The organism is Shewanella sp. SR43-4 (assembly GCF_014163845.1).
Lineage (GTDB): Bacteria > Pseudomonadota > Gammaproteobacteria > Enterobacterales > Shewanellaceae > Shewanella > Shewanella vesiculosa.
This window is the reverse complement of record NZ_JACJEB010000007.1, coordinates 169,008-188,565: the sequence shown is the minus strand read 5'-3', so window position 1 is coordinate 188,565 and position 19,558 is coordinate 169,008. Positions and strand designations below refer to the sequence as shown.

The window sequence follows — 19,558 nt, the reverse complement described above, 5'->3', positions numbered from 1 at the left end:
TAGTCAATAATAATTTTACCTCAACCACTTTACTGTATATAAAATCAGTATATACTGTTTATCAATACAGTGGTTTGGTCGTTTATTGACAGGAATTCATTATGCTTTGCCAACTCAGCATCAATAATTTTGCTATCGTGCGTTTTTTAGAACTCGATTTTAAAGCCGGTATGACAAGCATCACCGGCGAAACTGGTGCAGGTAAATCGATTGCAATCGATGCACTTGGGTTATGTCTTGGTAATCGTAGTGATGCCAATACTGTCAGACCTGGCGCCAGCAAAACCGAAGTGAGTGCAAGGTTTACCCTTGTCGATGTGCCTTTAGCTAAACGTTGGCTTGAAGATAGCGATCTCGATGCTGAAGATGAATGCATATTGCGTCGAACCATTAGCAGTGATGGCCGCTCAAGAGCCTACATTAATGGTAATCCAGTTCCTGTGACACAATTAAAAGCCATCGGCCAGTTATTGATTGGTATTCACGGCCAACATGCTCATCACGCTATGCTCAAAAGCGAACATCAATTAAACCTACTCGACAACTATGCAAATCACAGACTACTACTCGATAGTGTCAGTGCCAGCTACCAACGCTGCAAGCAAGTTGAAAACGAGCTGAAGGATCTTGAGCAAGCTCAGCATGAGCGTATTTCTCGTCAACAGTTACTCCAATATCAAGTTGAAGAGCTTAATGAATTCAACTTAGGCTTAGATGAGTTTGATGAAATAGAACAGGAACATAAACGCTTAGCCAATGGCACAGATCTAATTGAACGTTGCCAAGCGGGCTTGCATTTATTGACCGAAAATGATGATGCTAATATCGAATCACTACTCAATAAAGTAGCCACTATTGCTGATACGCTTCAAGGCTACGATGAATCACTTAGCCCGATTAGCACTATGATCAATGATGCATTAATCCAAGTACAAGAAAGCGCTAGCGAAATTGAGAGTTATTTAAGTAGTTTAGAGCTTGATCCTGAACATTTCGTCTATTTAGAAAAACGCCTATCAATGGCAATGCAATTGGCGCGCAAGCATCATGTGAGTGCTGACAAGCTAGCGCTACATCATCAAGCGCTTATGAGTGAATTAGCCGAACTTGCTGACGATGAAACTAAATTAGATGAAATAAGACAACAACTTGCAGACACCAGAAATGCTTATCTAACCAATGCACAAAAACTCAGCCAAAGCCGCAGCCGTTATGCCAAGGAATTAGATAAGTTAGTGACTCAATCTATTCATGAACTCAACATGCCTAAGGGTAAGTTTACCATTCAGATTAATCATAATCCGCACAACATTTCAGTTAATGGCTGCGATAACATTGAGTTTATGGTGACCACTAACCCAGGACAACCATTGCAACCGATCTCAAAAGTCGCCTCCGGCGGTGAGCTATCGCGCATTGGATTGGGGATTCAAGTGATCACGGCGAAAAAAGTTGCCACTCCAACATTAATATTTGATGAAGTTGATGTGGGTATTTCAGGTCCAACAGCCTCTGTCGTCGGACGCATGTTACGCAGTCTTGGCGAGTCGACCCAAGTGTTATGCGTCACCCATTTGCCGCAAGTTGCGGGTAATGGTCATCAGCACATGTTTGTGAATAAATTTAATAAAGGTGGCAACACAGAAACGACCATGCAGGCCTTGGATAAAGAGCAACGGGTGAATGAACTTGCACGCTTATTGGGTGGCGATGTCATAACCGAAAACACCTTAGCTAACGCCCGTGAACTATTGCAATAATCGTTACGCACTTATAAAAAGCAAATCAATATGTTAACGTAAAGTTAATATGGATTTACGGATAAATCATAATGATCAAAGTAATAAAGGGCTTGGGTGTTGTTGTCGGACTAATGTGCAGCTTACTAGTATTTATTGTTGTCTGTTTAGTGGCCATTAACGCCACAGACAGAACAAAGTCACCTAACACGCTTTTAGTTGAAACTTGGTTAAAACAACAATCGATTGACCCTGCTCAAAATGGTTTTGTATATTTGCAAGCTTTTAGCGGCACTATTGAGGATGTAACGGCTAAAGAAATGGCCACGACATTAAGTTTCAATGATGAAGAAAATCAACTATTAAGCGATTACAAAAAATCGTGTTATCAAACAGATGTAGCAAGCTGTAATGAATTTATTGAAAAAAATCACGATAGTATTTTACAAGCAATTAAGGCACATAAAGCCAATATCACCCATTATAACAAGCTGATTGAAATGCCTTATTGGCAAGAAGATATTCAGTATTTAACACCTGAGAGTCTATTTAAATGGTTACCACTACTTAACTTACGAGCAATCAGTGAACTTAGCGTTTTAATCAACTTTGACGGGGCCACTAAACTTAATGCCAATGAGGCCTTGTTAACATTTTTAACTACAGATGCTCAATTCTGGAATATGGTTTATCACTCATCTCGCTCTATAGTCAACCATATGATTGCCGTTAGCGTCATCAAATCTCAACTTAACTTTGCCAGCACTGTAGCTAAGACCCTCGATAGCGCGTTTGTAAATAAAGTCACCACTTGGCAAACGCCATTCGAATTAACTAACAACGATTTTGAGAGAGTATTTTCTGGTGAATGGCAGTTTGCTCATAATGTCAGAGAACAAATGTTAATTGAAGTGCAGTCTGATGAAGTCGCCTTTTATGAAAAATGGCTAGCAGATGCTTTGTATAAGCCCACAGACAGTGACAACCTTATGGCTGAGTATATTGTAAGCTTAGTAAAGGAACCGGTTTCAACGAGCTCTGCTCACACAGTCATAAAGCCTGATTACTGCTCTCTTGACAATTATATAAAGCAATTATGGATGTCACGCTACAACCCGATTGGTAAACTATTTAACTGCACAGTTTATGAAACAGATTATAAGCAACGATTAACTAATATCAATACAGAGTTAGAGCAATTGCGCACTAATCTACTTACCGGAACATCATCTTAATAAATTCACTTCGACTGATTTTATTGAATGCCGTTAGCGAAAAAGAGCACAAATGGGCTCTTTTTTGTTTTATAAATCTTTATATATAAAGTGCTTAACCTGAAATCGAGATAAAGATGAGAAGGTAATAAAAATGAACTTATTTTACCACCTCGCGCGCTAAACTTATTATTTTAACAAGATTCAGCATCTTGCGACTGAATGCATCGATAACAAGCCTATCAACTCAGTGAGGAAAAAAAAGGACTTTTTGATAGTCGTTTGTTATCCAAAATTCAGGTTACTTATAAATAATAAACCGCAAGTTGCACCCCGATTAACGAAAATACACCCGCTAATACGTCATCAATCATTATCCCAAAACCACCATGCACTTTGGCATCGAGCCATCGGATAGGCCATGGTTTAACAATGTCGAAAAAGCGAAATAGTACAAAACCAAGTGCTAACCACATAAAACCTAAAGGCGCTGCAATCATGGTAATCATCAATCCAACAACTTCATCCCATACAATAGCACCATGATCGTGCACCCCCATGTCCTTAGCAGCTTTTCCACAAATATAGAATCCAGCAAGCATGCTAATACAGGTAATGATTAAGTAATGGGTTAAGCTTAATTGTTGCATCAAAAGCACTAAAGGTATCGCAGCTAAAGTACCAAAGGTACCCGGCGCTTTTGCTGCTTTACCACTGCCAAAGCCTAGTGCCAAAAAGTGTATTGGATGGACTAATGACAGCTTTTTAACAAATTTATCTTGGGTTAATAGTCTCATAATATTCACATTAGAAATGTACAAAGCCACGTGAAATGAGGTTAAATTCCTGGCCATCATCGACTAATTTTAATTTATCACCAGCACAGATTTGACCAATTTTAACGAATTTCACCCCAGCATGGATCAAAGCAGTATTGATTGCACCGCGCTGTGACTCAGGTACAGTAAATAACAGCTCATAATCTTCTCCGCCAGTTAATGCATAACTTAAAGCATCTTCACGGCTGAGGTTAGCTTTGATTGATTTTGATAACGGAATTTTATTTACATCGATTGTCGCTCCCACTTTCGATGCCGTTAACACATGACCAATATCGGATATTAAGCCATCAGATAAATCAATAGCACTTGTTGCAAGCGTTCGCAGTGCTTGACCTGCCAAGACTCGAGGTGTGGGGTAATAATGTCGATTAATCAGGTATTCTTTATCTTCAGTATTGACGCTTTGGGCACCTCTGAGAATATCAAGACCCAATGCTGAGTCACCTAAAGTACCAGTGACGTATATCCAATCGCCATTTTTGGCACCAGCACGAGTCAACGCAGTGCCTTTTATCACTTGGCCATTAATGGTGATACTGATACTGCGCGGTCCCCGAGTGGTATCGCCGCCGATTAAGGCTATACCGTAGTATTCGGCAATCTCAAATAAGCCTTCACTAAAGCTGGCTAACCAGGGTTGATCAACGCTAGGTAGTGTGAGAGCTAAGGTAAACCAAGCAGGTTCCGCCCCCATAGCAGCAAGATCAGAAAGATTAACCGCTAACGATTTGTACCCTAAAGCATGGGCGGGGATGTCGGCTAAAAAATGAACCCCCTCAACGAGAGTATCACAAGAAATCGCAATGGATTTATTGTCTGCAGGATTCACTAACGCACAGTCATCGCCGATGCTTAATTCAACATCGCGCCTTTTTTGGCCTTTATTGCGGAAGTAATGTTCAATGAGTTGGAATTCTTTCACATTCAGTCTGGTACGGTAAACCGTCCACCTTAATTTTGAAACCATTAACAACAAATGAAAACGGTATCCGAAGATACCGTTCTGGTGTTACTTATGCTTCACTAACTTATCAAGCAAGCCGTTAACAAATTTGTGACTATCTTCAGCACCAAACGCTTTCGCTAACTCGATACCTTCGTTAATCGCCACTTTAAACGGCACATCTTTACGGAAGGTCAACTCGTAAGTTGCCAGACGCACAATGGCTTTTTCTACTGGTGACACTTCTTCAAAATTACGATCAAGATGCGGCTTTAATAGCTCATCAATTTGCGATGTTTTTGATGCTACACCAGTTAACAACTCACGAAAATAAGCGACATCAACACCGTCAGTGTTCTGTTCAGTTAAAAACTCATGTTCTACGTCAGCAACTTTGTTTTTACTTAACTGCCATGAATAAATGGCTTGAACGGCTAAACGGCGGGCCTTACGGCGCTCTGAAGGTTTCATACTTTTCCTACTATTACAGCTGTTGTTCTAGTTGTTGCAGTACATTAACCATTTCAAGCAAACTAAGGGCTGCTTCGCCACCTTTATTGCCTGCTTTAGTACCTGAGCGCTCAATAGCTTGCTCAATGGTATCTGTGGTTAATACACCAAATGAAACAGGAAGATCATACTCTAATGCAACTTGTGCAAGACCTTTATTACATTCACCAGCAACAAATTCAAAATGAGGTGTTCCGCCACGAATGACAGCACCTAATGCAATGATACCGTCAAACTTGCCACTTGCAGCAACACGCTTTGCGGCAAGGGGTAATTCAACTGCACCAGGGACGCGAACAACAGTAATGTTGTCGTCACTAACCTGGCCAAAACGCTTTAATGTGTCTATTGCACCATCAAGCAAACTTTCAACTAAAAAGCTATTGAATCGCGAGATCACGATCGCCACTTTGGCATTTTTCGCTTCGATATTACCTTGAACTACGTTCATTCTATCTTACCTAAATTAGCTAAAGCACCCGGCTCGGGGCAAAAAGAGGCGTTATAATATCACAGCCAAAAGCCCTGAGCGCTATGCAATTAATGAAATTGTTAAATTTACCACGAGCTAAAATTATTCAGCTATATAATCAGTCACTTCTAAACCGAAACCCGACAGTGAATGGTAACGTTTTGGTGAGCTTAATAAGCGCATAGTCGTAACACCTAAACTCGACAGAATTTGCGAGCCTACGCCAACACGACGAGATGTTCCTTGCCACATTGCTGGCGCTGGAGATTGACCATTGTCTTCAGCTTCGAACGCTTTGACTTTGGCCAATAAGTTACTTGTATGTTCATCATTACCCAGCAACACTAAAACACCACCTTCTAAAGCAATCCTTGCCATGGCTTTTTCTAATGGCCAACTGCGCTTTTGATCACGTTCAGAATGCAGCAAATCATTGAAGGTGTTTTGTAAATGAACACGCACCAAACAATTTGATTTTACTTCATCTTTAATCAAGGCGTAATGTAATTGATTATCGATAGTGTCTCTAAAGGTCACCATAGTAAACTCACCAAAACGAGTGGGTAATTTACACTGAGCTTCGCGAACAACCGTGGTTTCGTTGGTATTACGGTACTCAATCAAGTCGGCAATAGTGCCTATTTTAATGCCATGTTTTTCACTGAATATTTCTAAATCCGGACAGCGAGCCATAGTGCCATCCTCGTTTAAAATTTCAACTATCACGCCTGACGGTTCACATCCTGCTAAGCGCGCTAAATCGCAACCCGCTTCGGTATGGCCAGCACGAGTTAATACCCCACCTTCTTGCGCCATCAATGGAAAAATATGTCCAGGCTGTACCAAATCAGAGGCTTTAGCATCTTTAGCAACGGCAGCTTGAACTGTTACAGCACGATCATGGGCTGAAATACCTGTGGTCACCCCAGTTGCTGCTTCAATTGAAACCGTAAAATTAGTTGAAAACTGGGCGTTATTGTTGGTCACCATTAAAGGTAAGTTAAGCTGCTGACAACGCTCTTTGGTCATGGTTTGGCAAATTAATCCGCGGCCATAAGTGGCCATGAAGTTGATTGCAGCTGGCGTCACTTTATCAGCGGCCATAATCAAATCGCCTTCATTCTCTCTGTCTTCATCATCCATCAAGATAACCATCTTGCCTTGACGAATATCTTCAATGATTTCTTCTATGCTATGTAGCGCCATTGTCAGACCTTTATTGATTAAGTATTCGATTTAAACCTTAGGCATTAAATCTGTTTATACCGTGTGTTTTTACACTTCGGGTACTGGGTACGAATGATATTTTACGGCAACAACTAACGCAAAAAACCTGATTTAGCGAGTAATTCCATGGTCACGCCCGATGAAGGTTGTGCATGGTGAGCTTCTGGTTGCATTAATCGTTCTAAATAACGGGCAATTAAATCCACTTCAATGTTAACGCTATCACCGACTTTCAAATGCACCAGCGTAGTTTCGCCCGCAGTATGAGGCACTATGGTTAATCTGAAGCGATGACCATCAACTTCATTGACGGTTAAACTAACACCGTCAATGGTAATCGAACCTTTGTGAGCGATGTAACGACTTAATTGCGCTGGTGTCGATAACCAAAACTCAAGCGCTTTACCTCGATAAGCACATTGCTCTACTTTTGCGATGCCATCCACGTGGCCGCTGACCATGTGCCCCCCCAACCTTGTGGTTGGCGTAACCGCTTTTTCAAGATTAACCTTTTGGCCGACTTGATAATGACTAAAACCGGTTAACGCGACAGTTTCAGCTGATATATCAGCAACATAACCATCACCTAAACGTTCAACAACCGTTAAACACACACCATTAGTCGCAATGCTGTCACCTAGCTTTACATCGGTTAAATCTAGCTTACCGCTAGCAACCGTTAAGCGAATATCGTCACCTTTTCGATCAATTTTACGTAATGTGCCAAGGGCTTCGATTATCCCAGTAAACATAATGACTCACTTTTTGCTTATAAACTTTGCTCTTGCTCGGGTTTTCGCCTAAGCACTCGCACATTAATACGATTGATTATATCTAAGGATATATCGCTTATCTTGTCCAATGCTACGCTCATCAATTAATTGCAACGACGGTGTTTGATCCATCGCACTGTAATCGGGTAGCTGCAACATATTACGTCCATGGCTGCCTAAAAGTTTAGCTGCCTGATAAAGCACTACTTCATCAGCGAGACCTTGAGCAACAAATGCGCCGGCTAACGTTGCCCCGGCTTCAACTAACACGCTATTGCTATGCTGACCTAAATACGTTAGCAAAGCTAACAAAGGGATTCTACCTGACGAGTCACACTCTAATTGCAGAAAATCAACGTGCTGTGGAAAGTCAATTTTGACCTTGTCAGAATATGCACAGCCTGAAACCAGTAAAATAGGACTTTGAATCGAAAATAACTGCTGGGCTGACGTTAATCTAGCTTGGCTATCAAGCACCACCCTTAAAGGTTGGAATATGTCTTCTTGCGTATGATAAGTGGTTAATTCACCAAGCGCTTCATAACGGACATTTAAGCTAGGGTCATCAACAAGAATAGTTTCAACCCCAGTGATTAATGCGCAATGCCTCGCTCGATACTTTTGCACATCGGCCCTGGCAGCGTCACCGGTAATCCACTTTGACACTCCATTCGACAGGGCTGTTTTACCGTCTAAACTGGCGGCTATTTTCACTGTCACCCAAGGCAAGCCAGTTTTCATCCGCTTCATGAAACCCAAATTTAGCGCATAAGCTTGCTCTGTCAGTAATCCGATATCAACTTGAATACCTGCATCACGTAACATGCTGATACCGCGGCCAGCAACCTGTGGATTGGCATCGGTAACAGCAATAACAACTCGAGCGACCTTGGCATTAATTAAGCCTAAAGCACAAGGTGGTGTACGGCCGTAATGGCTACACGGCTCAAGAGTGACATACGCGGTAGCATCTTGTGCCGAAAAGCCATTATCGCGAACCATTTTAAGCGCATTGACTTCGGCGTGGCCTAGGCCTGCACGCTGGTGATAACCTTCACCGATAATCTGACCATTGGCGACAATGACGCAACCGACACAAGGATTTGGCCGAGTGGTATAACGACCTTTCTCGGCGAGTGCTATCGCACGGCTCATCATTTGAGTGTCGAAGGTAGAAAAGTTAGCCATATTAGGTAATCTCTTATTGCTCAGATGCCGTCATAAAAAGATGATTTTTGTCGCCATTACTTTTGTAATTTGGCAATGGCCTCACCAAATTGTGATACATCTTCAAATGCTCGATAAACTGATGCAAAGCGGATATAAGCAACTTTATCAAGGTTCATCAACTGTTCCATCATAAGATTACCAATCATTTCAGAATTAACTTCGCGTTCGCCCGTTGCGCGCAGCGTTGATTTGATTTTAGTCAATGCTTGTTCAATTTCATCGATTGAAACAGGACGTTTTTCAACGGCACGCAGCATGCCGCCACGCAGCTTTTCTTCATCAAAGGGTTGCCGAGTACCGTCACGTTTAATCACTCTGGGCATCACTAATTCTGCACCCTCAAAGGTAGTGAAACGCTCATGGCATTCGGTACATTCCCGGCGGCGACGAACTTGGTGACCATCAGCCACTAATCGAGAATCTATAACTTTGGTATCGGTCGCGCTACAAAAAGGGCAATGCATTGAGCCTCCTGCAGAAAAAAACAAAATGGCCGCTAACAATTAGCGGCCATTAAAGTTTATCCTATTTGTTGAGCAAGGTTAACCTAAACCTTTTCAACAGGCATCAAGAGACGATTAACCGTATACAGGGAATCGAGCACATAATGCCAACACTTGACCTTTCACTCGTTCAGCCACTTCGGCGTTAGATGCATCATCAAGAATGTCACAAATCCAGCCGGTTAACTCTTTCGCTTCTGCTTCTTTAAAGCCACGACGAGTAATTGCTGGTGTTCCAATACGAACACCAGAGGTGACGAATGGTGAACGTGGATCATCAGGTACTGAGTTTTTGTTCACGGTAATGTTGGCATTGCCCAATGCAGCATCTGCTTCTTTACCCGTTAAATCTCGGCCAATTAAATCAACCAACATTAAATGGTTTTCTGTACCGCCAGAAACAATTTTGTAACCACGATCTAAAAACACACTTACCATAGCTTTAGCATTTTTAACAACTTGCTGTTGATATACTTTAAACTCTGGCTCTAATGCTTCTTTAAATGCAACCGCTTTACCGGCGATAACATGCATTAAAGGGCCACCTTGGCCACCAGGGAATACCGCTGAGTTCAACTTTTTATATAAGTCTTCATCATTAGCTGCAGAAATAATAATACCGCCACGTGGGCCAGCCAATGTTTTATGGGTTGTTGAGGTCACAACGTGTGCATGAGGCACAGGCGTTGGATAAACATCTGCAGCCACTAAGCCAGCAACGTGAGCCATATCAACAAGCAAATAAGCACCAACTTTATCAGCAATCTCACGCATTTTAGCCCAATCGACTATGCCTGAAAATGCCGAAAAACCGCCGATCATCATCTTAGGCTTGTGCTCAATAGCTAAGCGTTCCATTTCGTCATAGTCAATTTTACCTGACTCGTCGATGCCGTAAGGAATGATGTTGTAAAGCTTGCCGGAAAAGTTAACTGGTGAACCGTGAGTTAAGTGACCGCCGTGGGCTAAGTTCATACCTAATACAGTGTCACCTGGCTTTAATAGCGCCATAAATACCGCACTGTTAGCTTGTGAACCAGAATGAGGCTGCACGTTGGCATATGTGGCACCAAATAATTCTTTTGCGCGTTCAATCGCTAATGTTTCAACCACATCAACGTATTCGCACCCACCATAGTAACGCTTACCTGGATAACCTTCAGCATACTTGTTAGTTAACTGAGAACCTTGCGCTTCCATCACACGTGGACTGGTATAGTTTTCAGATGCAATCAATTCAATGTGTTCTTCTTGACGACAAGTTTCATCTTCAATGGCTTTAAATAATTCTGGATCATAATCCGCAATATTCATCGCTTTCTTCAACATGGTAGCTCCAACATCATTATCTATATAGTAGGGTTGCGGCGTATTCTACTCTGCAACGATAATGATTTACAGTATAAACAACATGAAATTCACTGTGTTCTGAATACAAAACGATTCATGTTTATGCCAATAGACTGGCAAATTTTAGATCTTATGTGGCCGAAAAAACACTCAGGAGCAAATCACACAATTGCCTGTTGAGTTCAGCCTATAATACAGTAGAATTATCATCATCTTTATTGACAATTAGACAGTATTATTATGGCTCAGTTTGTATACAGCATGCTTCGTGTGGGTAAAATTGTCCCGCCTAAAAAGCAGATTTTAAAAGATATTTCATTAAGTTTCTTTCCTGGCGCCAAAATTGGTGTGCTCGGCTTAAACGGTTCAGGTAAATCGACATTACTGCGTATTATGGCCGGCATAGACACTGAAATCGAAGGTGAAGCACGCCCAATGCCTGGATTGAAAATTGGTTATTTACCCCAGGAACCTCGCTTAAATGAGCAACAAACAGTTCGCGAAGCCGTTGAAGAAGCCTTAAGTGAAGCTAAAAATGCCCTAACCCGTTTAGATGAGGTTTATGCGGCTTATGCTGAGCCCGATGCTGATTTTGATGCCCTCGCTAAAGAGCAAGGTCAACTAGAAGCTATTATCCAATCTCAAGATGCCCACAATATAGATCATATTCTGGAACGTGCAGCAAATGCGTTACGCCTCCCCGATTGGGATGAAAAAATAGCTGTACTTTCTGGTGGTGAACGCCGGCGTGTCGCAATTTGTCGCTTGTTACTTGAAAAGCCTGAAATGCTATTACTTGACGAACCGACCAACCACTTAGATGCTGAGTCTGTGGCTTGGCTAGAGCATTTTTTACAAGAATATACTGGCACAGTCGTGGCGATTACCCATGACCGCTATTTCTTAGATAATGCTGCAGGCTGGATTTTAGAGCTCGATCGCGGTGAAGGTATTCCATGGCAGGGCAACTACTCATCTTGGCTTGAGCAAAAAGATGCCCGTTTACAGCAAGAGTCATCTACCGAAAGCGCTCGTCAAAAAACCATTGCTAAAGAACTAGAATGGGTAAGACAAGGTGCCAAAGGTCGTCAGTCTAAGGGCAAAGCCCGTATGGCTCGTTTTGAAGAACTCAACACTAACGATTATCAAAAACGTAACGAAACTAATGAGTTGTTCATTCCGCCAGGGCCACGCCTTGGTGATAAAGTGATCGAAGTGACTAATTTAACCAAGTCATATGGTGACCGCGTACTGATTGACGACCTAACCTTCACAGTCCCAAAAGGGGCAATTGTCGGTATTATTGGTGCTAACGGTGCTGGTAAATCAACCTTGTTCAAAATGATCTCAGGTGATGAGCAACCGGACAGTGGCGATATTTCTGTCGGTGAGTCGGTTCAAATCGCCTCGGTAGATCAGTTCCGCGATTCAATGAATGATAAAAATACTGTCTGGCAAGAGATATCTGGCGGTCACGATATTATGCGTATCAACAACACCGAGATATCGAGCCGTGCTTATGTTGGCCGCTTTAACTTCCGTGGTGGCGACCAGCAAAAAATCATCGGCACCTTATCGGGTGGTGAGCGCAACCGAGTACATTTAGCCAAATTATTGCAAGCTGGTGGCAACGTATTGCTACTCGATGAACCCACCAACGATTTAGACATCGAAACATTGCGAGCTCTCGAAGAAGCCTTATTAGAGTTTCCTGGGTGTGCAATGGTTATTTCTCATGACCGTTGGTTCCTCGACCGCATTGCAACTCATATTTTGGATTATCGAGACGAAGGCAAAGTGAACTTCTATGAAGGCAACTATACTGAGTATTCAACTTGGTTAAAGAATACCTTAGGAACTGATGTCGTTGAACCTCATCGACTAAAATACAAGCGCTTAAACAAGTAACCTAAACACTTTCGCACAAATTGTTAACAATTGTTAAGCTTGAGTGATAGTGTTGAAATAGAAGTATCGAATAAAGCAGAGCCCTAAGCTCTGCTTTATTATATTAGCTCGTATGTGAAAGGTTATTATTGAGAATGCTCTGTAGAAATATCAACATGTGTCAAAAAACTGTCAATTTATTGTAAGTAATGCACTAAATCTGTTTGTAAAGCCAAAATAACTTCAGTATCATAAAATATTAATGGATTATTTTACTCTTTGCTGATTACACTCAGCGCATTACAGAGTGTCGATGGTTCTAGCTTGAAGAGAAATTTAATGGAGATATCAGTGAGATACGGTTCAATCAGCCTTGCTTTATTGTGCTTATACGCTAGCAACTCATTTGCGGCACTCGAAGTCATTACCTCGTCAGAAAAGCAGACCCTCAATAAGATTGAAGATCAATATGATATTGATACTCTGCTGATCACAGTTAACGACAAGTTCTCACAGCTTAATAAAAAAGCCTACGATATAGAAAATATAAAAAAAACGATTGTTGCAGAACAAAATCGATACAACGAATTAATTACAGAATTACCTAAGGTCATTCGAGCCAAAACAGCGCTTGCAGATACCTATAAAAAAATTGAAGACTCTGTCAATCTAGTCGATGAACTGACCCTTAAAGCAGAGCAAGACAGTAAACTTCTGGAAACTGAAAAAGTCGAAATACTGTCTGAATATGAAGTAATAAATAATAAACGCACAACTAAAAGTCAGCAATTATTTAAACTTAAAACCGATATCACGAATCGTTTAATCGCAGACTTGTCAAAATCAACGAGTACTTTGCCAGTCAATATCAATGGATCTACTGAATGTTCAAAATACCAAACTATCGCAGATTGTTTGAAAGAGTCTAAAAGCAGCATTTTATCTAATACTCGCAATGAATCACCATTTTTAAACGATAAAAGTGTTTTATTGTCATATGAAGTTCTTGATGCCAACATGAATATGAAAGGCGATCTTCATTATAAAGTCGCGATGAAATTTAAACCTTCATATAACAACAAAATCGACACTATACTGAATGAAAAACTAGGTTTAGTATCGGCGATGGTGACGTTAATCAGTAATGTTCCAGCTGATTGGTATGTAAATGGCACCAAGGTGGGTACAGGTAAAAAACTGTTTCACGAGATCCCTTTAGGTAAACATGGCATTTTAGCTTCATACCAAAATCAAGATAAATCAAGTGTCGAAAACATTGAAGGTAATGGAGTATTTAACTACAAATTCAATGAGGTTGCTTCTACTCAAAAAGTCAGTAACAAACCTAAAATGGACACGGCTGAGGTGAAAAACGTTATCCTTAAGCAGGCGCCTAAACAAGTCCAGCCTTCAGTACAACAACCCAAAGCTAAGTACACTCTATTCTCTGACCAAACCAGTATTAAGCTAAGTGACGATGATGCCAAAAAGAACTCATCAGATAACAGCTACGAATATTTTATGGGTGTTGCCCCAGCAAATAAAAAACAAAACATAGAGTTTACAAATGAACCCGTTAATAAGTAATGGTTATATTGCAGGCATAATGAAGATCTTGCTCTAGCGATGAAACCAACACTTAAATAAAAGCCATATCAACTGATATGGCTTTTTTGTGACGATTAATTGTTGCACCCCCTTGCTTCATATGCGCCTTGTTACAAAGAAAATCGAAAGATTTACATTACTTTACGCTCAATTAAGCAAAAATAATTACAATACCCAAACATCAATCACCGGCTAGCCATTAGCCAATGTCGTCGCGCAACGACACCTTCCATTATTGTTTATAGAGATGTGTACTCAGATGATCAAAAAACTTAGCCAATATCTTTTTTCAACTACCATATTGATTATGGGATATGTTGGATTTGTTCACACAGTTAACGCCGCGCCCAAGGCTATGCACGCAGAAAAAGTTGTGCCTGTTATCACAGCCATCGTTGAACAACATGAGCTTTCACAATCAATTACCTTAATAGGAAAACTTGTCGCGACTCACTCAGTAATGATAGCCCCGCAAGTTGCAGGCAAAATAGATAATATAGAAGTCACATCCAATCAATACGTCAAGCAAGGGCAAGCATTACTGACGCTTGATAACCGTAAAGCTAAAGCCAGCGTGACCGAAGCCCAAGCTTATTATCAAGATGAAGTTCGCAAGCTTAACGAATTTAACAAGTTAATCCATGTTAACGCCATTACCCAAACTGAAATAGAAGCGCAAAAATCGACTGTTGATATCGCTTTTGCCCGACTAGAATCAGCCAAAACTGACCTTGACTACCATACATTAACCGCGCCCTTTTCGGGTAATACCGGCCTAGTCAATTTCAGTCGCGGAAAAATGGTTACCATTAATGAGTCTCTATTATCACTTGATGACTTGTCTGTGCTTCAGTTGGACTTACAAGTGCCAGAGCATTATTTATCACAACTCAGCACGGGAATGTCAGTCAAGGCGACCAGTAGAGCTTGGAATAAAACCACCTTCACAGGCAAAATCATCGCCATTGACCCTCGTGTCAATTCAGCCACACTCAACCTCAACATTCGCAGTCAGTTTGATAATCAAAAGGGTCAATTAAAGCCCGGTATGATGATGTCAGCTACGCTAGTATTTCCAAGTGTGTCATCACCAATAGTGCCAGTACAAGCTCTTGAATATTCAGGTACAAAACGGTATGTCTACGTGATCGATAAGCATAATATCGCTACTCGTACCCAAGTGATGTTAGGCGCAAGAATTAAAGACCAAGTCTTACTGGAATCTGGTATCAACATTGGTGATCACATCGTAGTTCAAGGCTTGGTCAACATGCGTGATGGTGTCAAAGTGAAAGAGTTAGCGACTCAATCGGAAACGTCTCCTGTGCAACAGGAGCATAAATAATGTGGCTAAGTGATACGGCGGTTAAGCGCCCTGTTGTTGCGATTGTATTAAGTCTGTTGCTGTGCGTATTTGGTTTAGTGTCTTTCTCCAAACTGTCAGTGAGAGAAATGCCCGACGTGCAAAATCCTGTCGTAACAGTGATGACCACTTATAGCGGTGCATCGGCGACGATAATGGAAAGTAAAATCACTAAAAATCTCGAAGATGAATTAACAGGTATTAGTGGTATTGATGAAATCACCTCAACGACTCGAAATGGCATGTCACGTATTTCAATCAAATTTGAGCTGGGTTGGGACTTAACTGAAGGCGTAAGTGACGTCCGTGACGCCGTAGCAAAAGCACAACGTCGCTTACCTGATGAAGCAAATGATCCTATTGTATCGAAAGATAATGGCACGGGTGAGCCATCAATTTACGTCAACTTAAGCTCTGAAAATATGGACCGTACTCAGCTGACCGATTACGCCCAGCGAGTATTAGAAGACCGATTTAGCTTAATTACTGGTGTGAGCTCGGTTAATATTTCTGGTGGCTTATACAAAGTCATGTATGTGCAGCTAAAACCGCAATTAATGGCCGGTAGAAATGTTACCACCAACGACATTATCAGTGCATTGAATACTGAAAACCTTGAAACACCCGGTGGTGAAGTTCGCAATGACACGACCGTCATGTCAGTCAGAACGAAACGACTCTATTACAGCCCAGAAGACTTTAATTATCTAGTGGTTCACACCGCAGATGATGGCACACCGATTTACCTTAAAGATGTCGCGAGCGTGTTTGTCGGTGCTGAGAATGAAAACTCGACCTTTAAAAGTAACGGCATTGTTAACTTAAGTCTCGGCATAGTGCCACAATCAGATGCCAATCCATTAGACATCTCGACGCGAGTACAACAAGAAGTCGATAAAGTGCAGAGTTTTCTGCCCGAAGGCACAAAACTGATTGTTGATTATGATGCTAACGTGTTTATTGCACGCTCAATTAATGAGGTATACAACACCCTGTTTATTACTGGGGTACTGGTTATCCTGGTGTTGTACATTTTTATCGGACAAGTGCGCGCAACGCTTATTCCTGCGGTGACGGTTCCGGTATCATTAATTGCTGCATTTATAGCGGCATACAGCTTAGGTTATTCAATTAATTTATTAACCCTAATGGCACTGATTTTAGCTATTGGACTGGTGGTTGATGACGCTATCGTAGTTGTTGAGAATATCTTCCACCATATTGAGCAAGGTGAAGAACCGATCCTCGCTGCTTATAAGGGAACGCGCGAGGTTGGTTTTGCGGTTATTTCCACCACACTAGTTTTGGTAATGGTATTTTTACCTATTTCATTTATGGATGGCATGGTTGGATTGCTGTTTACCGAGTTTTCGGTGATGCTGGCGATGTCGGTGCTGTTTTCATCACTTATCGCCCTAACATTAACGCCAGTAATGAGCAGTAAACTCTTAAAAGCCAATGTGAAGAAAAATCGTTTTAATATTGCTATCGATAATGGGTTTGCCCGTATGGAGCGAGGTTATCGTAGACTGGTTAAATGGGCATTACGCTGGCGTATAGCAGCACCGCTGATCATCATCGCCTGCATTGGTGGTAGCTACATGCTGATGCAACAAGTCCCTTCACAGCTGTCACCACAAGAAGATCGCGGCGTGTTATTTGCGTTTATTAAAGGCGCCGAAGGCACCAGTTATAATCGTATGATCGCCAACATGGATATTGTTGAAAGTAGATTGATGCCACTGTTAGGTCAAGGTGTAGTGAAATCATTCAGTGTTGAAGCACCAGCATTTGGTGGTCGAGCCGGAGACCAAACAGGATTTGCCATCATCCAGCTGGAAGATTGGCAAGATCGTGACACTAATATTAAACAAGCACTGGCATTAATCGCTCAAACCTTAAAAGATATTCCCGATGTGATGGTACGCCCTATGCTGCCAGGATTTAGAGGTCAATCCAGTGAACCGGTGCAGTTTGTGCTCGGAGGCTCTGACTATTCAGAGTTATTCAAATGGGCTCAAGTGCTGCAACAAGAGGCTGATGCAAGTCCGATGCTTTCAGGGGCTGATTTAGATTATGCGGAAACAACCCCAGAACTGGTTGTTACTGTTGATAAACAGCGAGCTGCTGAACTCGGTATCAGTGTGGAAGAAATCTCCACCACATTAGAAATTATGCTAGGTGGACGCAAAGAGACAACGTTTGTCGAACGCGGTGAAGAGTATGATGTCTACCTTCGTGGTGATGAAAACAGCTTTAATAGTATCACTGATCTTAGCAAGATTTACTTCCGTTCAAGCAGAGGCCAACTCATTACCCTTGATACTGTTACTCATGTTGAAGAAGTCGCCTCGCCACAGAGATTGAGTCATACCAATAAACAAAAATCGATCACCATCAAAGCCAATTTAGGTGAAGGTTATACCCTTGGGGAAGCGCTAGACTTTTTAGAACAACGCGCAATAACATTGTTACCCAGCGATATCTCGATTGCTTACACAGGTGAGTCAAAAGATTTTAAAGAAAATCAATCCGGCGTAATGATAGTGTTTGGTTTAGCATTGCTGATTGCTTATCTAGTATTAGCAGCTCAATTTGAAAGTTTCATCAACCCAGCGGTGGTAATGTTTACCGTTCCTATGGGCATTTTTGGTGGTTTTATAGGTTTAGTGCTTACCCATCAAGGGATGAATATTTACAGCCAAATAGGCATGATAATGTTGATTGGTATGGTCACTAAAAACGGGATTTTAATTGTCGAGTTTGCCAATCAATTGCGCGATCGAGGCTTATCGCTGGACAATGCCATTATTGATGCATCAGCACGTCGTTTACGGCCGATATTAATGACGGCATTCACCACATTAATTGGTGCAATACCGTTGATCGTCTCTACCGGCGCAGGGAGTGAAAGCCGTATTGCTGTTGGAACTGTGATATTCTTTGGCATGGCATTTGCGACCATGGTAACTTTATTAGTGATCCCCGCAATGTACCGACTTATTTCTTCGTCAACCCACTCTCCTGGGTTTGTAGAAGAACAACTTAATAATGCTATTGCCGCTCAACAAGCGCAAAAGCCTTAATTTTTCAGGTGTAATAATGACAACGCTTGCCGTATTTGTAGATGTGCAAAATATTTATTACACCTGTAAGCAAGGTTTTGGTCGTTCGTTTAATTACCGAGCCTTGTATAAGCAGTTATCGGCACGAGGGAACATTTCTCATGCTATCGCTTATGCTATTGCGCCAGCTGATGATGGACAGGTAAAGTTTCAAGACGCGCTAAAACACATTGGCTTTAACGTAAAAACTAAGCCCTATATTCAGCGTAGTGATGGTTCGGCTAAAGGAGATTGGGACGTGGGGATCACTATCGATATGCTCGAGATAGCGCCCACGGTAGATGAAGTTATTTTACTCTCTGGTGATGGTGATTTTGATTTATTACTCAAAAAGATAAACCAAACAACCACATGCTATACCCACGTATTAAGTGTTGAGCGCCTCACAGCAAAATCTTTAACCGATCAATGCCAACAATTTACCGCTATCGAAGCACCATTATTGATCTAGATAATATAACACGTAAGCTTGTGCCAATGAGCGATACCAAGTGACTTTTGCGTGCTAAAAACTTCATTAGCCACAACTTAGCGCCACACAACTGTAGTCCATTACAGCAACACTGCATAAGTTCTAACACAATAGAATAACCGCATAAATTAACAAACCGATGCAGTTTAACTTCAATGATATTGGTCAGTATCAAATGGATTTAAGCCAGGTTAATTTATCAAATATAAGAATACAGTAACGGGTGCCGATTACGCTTATCGGTAATCGAAAAAACTTATATAACAAGCGCTTAATCACTAAAAGTTCACAGAATGGACT

At 41.5% G+C, this 19,558-nt stretch carries 16 protein-coding genes; 7 read left to right on the top strand and 9 right to left on the bottom strand.

The annotated features are described in order from the left end of the window. Positions 1-101 precede the first annotated feature (101 nt). Positions 102-1,760: a DNA repair protein RecN gene (gene recN / locus H5123_RS10255; RefSeq protein WP_182697893.1), complete on the top strand. Its 1,659-nt coding sequence runs from the start codon at positions 102-104 to the stop codon at positions 1,758-1,760. 71 nt (positions 1,761-1,831) lie between these two features. Beyond that, positions 1,832-2,974: a hypothetical protein gene (locus tag H5123_RS10250; protein ID WP_182697892.1), complete on the top strand. Its 1,143-nt coding sequence runs from the start codon at positions 1,832-1,834 to the stop codon at positions 2,972-2,974. A 284-nt stretch (positions 2,975-3,258) separates the two neighbouring features. Here H5123_RS10250 and H5123_RS10245 read toward each other — a convergent pair whose 3' ends face one another. The 9 genes from H5123_RS10245 to glyA form a co-directional block, all read right to left on the bottom strand. After that, positions 3,259-3,750 carry a phosphatidylglycerophosphatase A gene (locus tag H5123_RS10245; RefSeq protein WP_182697891.1) on the bottom strand — a complete coding sequence of 164 codons (492 nt, stop codon included), beginning with the start codon at positions 3,748-3,750 and terminating at the stop codon, positions 3,259-3,261. Positions 3,751-3,760: 10 nt separating this feature from the next. Next, positions 3,761-4,717 (bottom strand): thiamine-phosphate kinase, encoded by a 957-nt coding sequence (gene thiL, locus H5123_RS10240; protein WP_165870152.1) that lies wholly within the window; start codon positions 4,715-4,717, stop codon positions 3,761-3,763. Positions 4,718-4,804: 87 nt separating this feature from the next. After that, positions 4,805-5,209 (bottom strand): transcription antitermination factor NusB, encoded by a 405-nt coding sequence (gene nusB, locus H5123_RS10235; RefSeq protein WP_101085664.1) that lies wholly within the window; start codon positions 5,207-5,209, stop codon positions 4,805-4,807. 13 nt (positions 5,210-5,222) lie between these two features. After that, positions 5,223-5,699: a 6,7-dimethyl-8-ribityllumazine synthase gene (ribE, locus tag H5123_RS10230; RefSeq protein WP_011636512.1), complete on the bottom strand. Its 477-nt coding sequence runs from the start codon at positions 5,697-5,699 to the stop codon at positions 5,223-5,225. Between the two features lie 123 nt (positions 5,700-5,822). Continuing rightward, a complete protein-coding gene (gene ribBA / locus H5123_RS10225; protein ID WP_182697890.1) occupies positions 5,823-6,926 on the bottom strand; it encodes a bifunctional 3,4-dihydroxy-2-butanone-4-phosphate synthase/GTP cyclohydrolase II in 1,104 nt (367 codons plus the stop codon). Positions 6,927-7,039: 113 nt separating this feature from the next. Further along, positions 7,040-7,699 (bottom strand): riboflavin synthase, encoded by a 660-nt coding sequence (locus H5123_RS10220; protein ID WP_182697889.1) that lies wholly within the window; start codon positions 7,697-7,699, stop codon positions 7,040-7,042. Positions 7,700-7,762: 63 nt separating this feature from the next. Further along, the gene (ribD, locus tag H5123_RS10215; protein WP_182697888.1) at positions 7,763-8,908 is read right to left on the bottom strand and encodes a bifunctional diaminohydroxyphosphoribosylaminopyrimidine deaminase/5-amino-6-(5-phosphoribosylamino)uracil reductase RibD; all 1,146 of its coding nucleotides are present in this window, start codon (positions 8,906-8,908) and stop codon (positions 7,763-7,765) included. A gap of 56 nt (positions 8,909-8,964) precedes the next feature. Continuing rightward, a complete protein-coding gene (nrdR, locus tag H5123_RS10210) occupies positions 8,965-9,414 on the bottom strand; it encodes a transcriptional regulator NrdR (RefSeq protein ID WP_124017598.1) in 450 nt (149 codons plus the stop codon). Between the two features lie 114 nt (positions 9,415-9,528). Continuing rightward, the gene (glyA, locus tag H5123_RS10205; RefSeq protein WP_182697887.1) at positions 9,529-10,782 is read right to left on the bottom strand and encodes a serine hydroxymethyltransferase; all 1,254 of its coding nucleotides are present in this window, start codon (positions 10,780-10,782) and stop codon (positions 9,529-9,531) included. A 261-nt stretch (positions 10,783-11,043) separates the two neighbouring features. Here glyA and ettA point away from each other — a divergent pair, with 261 nt between their 5' ends. The 5 genes from ettA to H5123_RS10180 all read left to right on the top strand — a co-directional run bounded on the left by ettA (position 11,044) and on the right by H5123_RS10180 (position 19,237). Then, positions 11,044-12,711: an energy-dependent translational throttle protein EttA gene (gene ettA, locus H5123_RS10200; RefSeq protein WP_124017600.1), complete on the top strand. Its 1,668-nt coding sequence runs from the start codon at positions 11,044-11,046 to the stop codon at positions 12,709-12,711. A gap of 330 nt (positions 12,712-13,041) precedes the next feature. After that, complete coding sequence (locus H5123_RS10195) at positions 13,042-14,277, top strand: hypothetical protein (protein WP_182697886.1); 1,236 nt, start codon at positions 13,042-13,044, stop codon at positions 14,275-14,277. Positions 14,278-14,557: 280 nt separating this feature from the next. Further along, positions 14,558-15,643: an efflux RND transporter periplasmic adaptor subunit gene (locus tag H5123_RS10190; RefSeq protein ID WP_404948305.1), complete on the top strand. Its 1,086-nt coding sequence runs from the start codon at positions 14,558-14,560 to the stop codon at positions 15,641-15,643. Further along, positions 15,643-18,747: a multidrug efflux RND transporter permease subunit gene (locus H5123_RS10185; protein ID WP_182697884.1), complete on the top strand. Its 3,105-nt coding sequence runs from the start codon at positions 15,643-15,645 to the stop codon at positions 18,745-18,747. The genes H5123_RS10190 and H5123_RS10185 overlap by 1 nt, the downstream gene beginning before the upstream one ends. A 16-nt stretch (positions 18,748-18,763) precedes the next feature. Then, a complete protein-coding gene (locus H5123_RS10180; RefSeq protein WP_124017604.1) occupies positions 18,764-19,237 on the top strand; it encodes an NYN domain-containing protein in 474 nt (157 codons plus the stop codon). Positions 19,238-19,558 lie beyond the last annotated feature (321 nt).

What these genes read in the sequence shown, in the direction of transcription:
- ribE (WP_011636512.1), bottom strand. Translation starts at nt 5,699, where the DNA reads ATGAACGTAGTTCAAGGTAATATCGAAGCGAAAAATGCCAAAGTGGCG.
- H5123_RS10190 (WP_404948305.1), top strand. Translation starts at nt 14,558, where the DNA reads ATGATCAAAAAACTTAGCCAATATCTTTTTTCAACTACCATATTGATT.
- H5123_RS10220 (WP_182697889.1), bottom strand. Translation starts at nt 7,699, where the DNA reads ATGTTTACTGGGATAATCGAAGCCCTTGGCACATTACGTAAAATTGAT.
- nrdR (WP_124017598.1), bottom strand. Translation starts at nt 9,414, where the DNA reads ATGCATTGCCCTTTTTGTAGCGCGACCGATACCAAAGTTATAGATTCT.
- ribBA (WP_182697890.1), bottom strand. Translation starts at nt 6,926, where the DNA reads ATGGCGCTACATAGCATAGAAGAAATCATTGAAGATATTCGTCAAGGC.
- H5123_RS10180 (WP_124017604.1), top strand. Translation starts at nt 18,764, where the DNA reads ATGACAACGCTTGCCGTATTTGTAGATGTGCAAAATATTTATTACACC.
- H5123_RS10250 (WP_182697892.1), top strand. Translation starts at nt 1,832, where the DNA reads ATGATCAAAGTAATAAAGGGCTTGGGTGTTGTTGTCGGACTAATGTGC.
- glyA (WP_182697887.1), bottom strand. Translation starts at nt 10,782, where the DNA reads ATGTTGAAGAAAGCGATGAATATTGCGGATTATGATCCAGAATTATTT.
- H5123_RS10185 (WP_182697884.1), top strand. Translation starts at nt 15,643, where the DNA reads ATGTGGCTAAGTGATACGGCGGTTAAGCGCCCTGTTGTTGCGATTGTA.
- ribD (WP_182697888.1), bottom strand. Translation starts at nt 8,908, where the DNA reads ATGGCTAACTTTTCTACCTTCGACACTCAAATGATGAGCCGTGCGATA.
- H5123_RS10245 (WP_182697891.1), bottom strand. Translation starts at nt 3,750, where the DNA reads ATGAGACTATTAACCCAAGATAAATTTGTTAAAAAGCTGTCATTAGTC.
- nusB (WP_101085664.1), bottom strand. Translation starts at nt 5,209, where the DNA reads ATGAAACCTTCAGAGCGCCGTAAGGCCCGCCGTTTAGCCGTTCAAGCC.
- ettA (WP_124017600.1), top strand. Translation starts at nt 11,044, where the DNA reads ATGGCTCAGTTTGTATACAGCATGCTTCGTGTGGGTAAAATTGTCCCG.
- recN (WP_182697893.1), top strand. Translation starts at nt 102, where the DNA reads ATGCTTTGCCAACTCAGCATCAATAATTTTGCTATCGTGCGTTTTTTA.